The organism is Pelagibacterium lentulum (assembly GCF_003992625.1).
GTDB classification, from domain to species: domain Bacteria; phylum Pseudomonadota; class Alphaproteobacteria; order Rhizobiales; family Devosiaceae; genus Pelagibacterium; species Pelagibacterium lentulum.
This window is the reverse complement of the sequence record NZ_RZMW01000046.1, coordinates 1-2,851: the sequence shown is the minus strand read 5'-3', so window position 1 is coordinate 2,851 and position 2,851 is coordinate 1. Positions and strand designations below refer to the sequence as shown.

At 60.9% G+C, this 2,851-nt stretch carries 3 protein-coding genes; 2 read left to right on the top strand and 1 reads right to left on the bottom strand.

Annotation, left to right across the window (positions count from 1 at the left end; translation table 11 throughout):
* Nucleotides 1–2,104 (bottom strand): heavy metal translocating P-type ATPase (locus EO133_RS18380; RefSeq protein WP_428372684.1); only part of this gene is annotated, 2,104 nt, incomplete at its 3' end.
* Nucleotides 2,105–2,226: 122 nt separating this feature from the next.
* On the opposite strand from EO133_RS18380, the gene EO133_RS18375 reads away from it, so the two are divergent.
* Nucleotides 2,227–2,460, top strand: a complete 234-nt coding sequence (locus EO133_RS18375) for a heavy-metal-associated domain-containing protein (RefSeq protein ID WP_244640654.1) — start codon at nt 2,227–2,229, stop codon at nt 2,458–2,460.
* Between the two features lie 32 nt (nt 2,461–2,492).
* On the top strand, nt 2,493–2,851 hold a 359-nt coding region (copM, locus tag EO133_RS18370), incomplete at its 3' end, for a CopM family metallochaperone (protein ID WP_127074112.1).

Genomic DNA, 2,851 nt, shown 5'->3' with positions numbered 1-2,851 from the left:
GTTGCTGCTTGAGGCGGCGAACAGCGTCGACCTTGCCTTCTGGCAGAACCTCGGCAATCACCTCGTCTATCCCCAGCCGATGGGCGATGGCCTCGGCGGTGCGGCGATTGTCGCCGGTAATCATTGCCACTTTCAGCCCCAGCCGGTGCAGGGCGGCAATAGCCTCTTGCGTGGTGTCCTTGATGGGATCGGATACTGCAATGATTGCGGCCAGCTTGCCGTCGATGGCCGCATAAAGCGGCGACTTGCCTTCATCGGCCAGCTTGGCGGCCGTGTCCGCAAAGGCACCGACGTCGAGGCCGAGTTCGAGCATATAGCGGTCGGCACCGACTTCGATGCGGGAGCCTTCGACCTCTGCCTTCACGCCAAAACCCGTGACTGAAGCGAACCGGGCGACGGCCGGCAGGCGTAACCCCTTCGCTTCTGCCGCCTCGACAATAGCGCGGGCAATCGGGTGCTCGGATTTTGCCTCGACGGCTGCAATCTGCGCAAGGACGGTTGCGCGGTCAAATCCGTCCACCAGTTCAAGATCGGTTAGGGCAGGCCTGCCTTCGGTCAGCGTGCCCGTCTTGTCGAGCGCCACGACCTTGGCCTCGCGCAGTAGCTGGAGCGCTTCGCCCTTGCGGAAGAGAACGCCCATCTCCGCGCCGCGTCCCGTGCCGACCATGATCGAGGTTGGTGTGGCCAGGCCCATCGCACAGGGGCAGGCAATGATGAGCACGGCCACGGCATTGACGAGTGCAAAAGTGAGCGCGGGCGAAGGACCGAAGAACAGCCAGACCAGGAAGGTGGCGGCTGCAACTGCCATGACGGCAGGCACGAACCACATGGTCACCTTGTCGACCATCGCCTGGATCGGCAGCTTGGAGCCTTGAGCCTCTTCGACCATCCGGATGATCTGCGCCAGCATGGTGGCGCTGCCGACGGCCGTTGCCCGGAAGGCAAAGGCCCCCGTCTGGTTTACGGTGCCGCCAACCACCTCGCTGCCGGCCGATTTAGCGACGGGGATCGGTTCGCCGGTGATCATCGATTCATCGACATAGCTGTCGCCATCGACCACTTCGCCGTCCACGGGGATACGCTCGCCCGGCCGCACCTCGATGATGTCGCCGGAGACAACGTCAGAAATGTCCACCTGCTGAACCCGTCCGTCGCGGCGCACGCTTGCCGTTTTGGCCTGCAGGCCGACCAGGCGTTTGATGGCTTCGGACGACCTTCCCTTGGCGCGGGCCTCCAGGAAGCGGCCGAGCAGAATGAGCGTGACGATGACTGCCGCAGCTTCGAAGTAGACGTTGACCGTCCCCGCCGGAAGGAACGCCGGCGCGAATGTGGCGACGAGCGAATAGAGATAGGCTGCCATGGTGCCGACGGCGACCAGCGAGTTCATGTCGGCGGCGCCGCGCAACAGTGCGGGAAAGCCCTTCTCATAGAAACGGATGCCAGGAACGAACAGCACAAGCGTGGCCAGAGCGAACTGGATGTACCAGTTCCACTGCATCCCGATCGTTCCCATGACCAGATCATGCATTCCAGGGATCGTGTGCGAACCCATTTCGAGAATGAAGACAGGCAGGGTCAGCAGAGCCGCCAGTGTGACGTCGCGCTTCAGAGCAATCGTCTCGGCTTCTTTACGGGCAGCGGCTTCCCCGTCGTCAGCGCCGCTTCGATCAACGGCCTTTGCGCTGTAACCCGTCCCCTCGACCGCCTTGACGAGCAGCGCCACATCCACATTGCCCTGGATTACTGCCCGCTCAGTTGCAAGGTTTACTGTTGCCGAGACCACGCCGGGAACAGCTTTCAGGGCGCGCTCCACGGACCCAACGCAGGAGGCACAGGTCATGCCGTCAATGGCGAGCTCGGTGGCAGCGGACGGAACGGAATAGCCGGCCTCCTCGATGCTGCGGACCAGCGCTTGACGATCCACCGGTCCGGAAGCCATGACATCGGCCCGTTCCGTGGCGAGATTGACGGTGGCGCTTTCGACGCCGGGCACGGCCTTGAGCGCCTTTTCAACGCGGCCAACACATGAGGCACAGGTCATGCCTTCGATCGGCAGACCGATAATCTGGGCAGCCGCCGAGTGGTCTTTTACGGGAGCGTTCATTTTTCTTCTCCGCTTCGAATATTTCGTTCGCGAAGGAAGGTGGGGTTTCCAACGATGGGAAGGTCAATGGGTATTCCGAAAGTTTTTTGATCTCTTGACCTTCCAACAGTGGGAAGCCCCATATGAAAAAGCGTGAGACCGAAACAGAGGAGTTTCTCATGCACTTCCATATCGAAAACATGACCTGTGGCGGTTGTGCCAGCAGTGTTACCAGGGCGATTCAATCGGTGGACCCTATGGCCAGGGTCACTGCCGATCCCGCCACGCGAAAGGTCGAAATCCTATCCGATCACCCTCGTGATGCATTTGAGGGCAGTCTCAAAGAGGCCGGTTATCCCGCTACCCCGGCGAGCTGATTGCCCGTACGCACCATTTGGAGAAAGCCAGAATGAACAAGCTCACCCCAATCTTTATCGGTGGCGCTATCATCGCCGCGGCCAGCCTTTCTTTCGCGCAGGCGCAAACGGGCAATGCCGGCCAAAATACACACGCAGGTCATGACACCCATGGCGTCCATATCTCTGTACGCTCTTCAGACGATCCGGTCATCCGCGCCTATCAGGAAGCAAACGACCGGATGCATGCCGACATGGCTATCGAATTTACCGGTGATGCCGATGTCGATTTCATGCGCGGCATGATCCCGCATCACCAGGGTGCGATCGACATGGCAAATGTCGTTCTCAAGCATGGAACCGATCCGGAGGTTCGCGCGCTTGCCCAAGAGGTGATTGCCGCACAGGAAGC

Bases quoted from the DNA above. Each gene is read 5' to 3' on its own strand.
- EO133_RS18375 (WP_244640654.1), top strand. From the start codon at position 2,227: ATGAAAAAGCGTGAGACCGAAACAGAGGAGTTTCTCATGCACTTCCAT.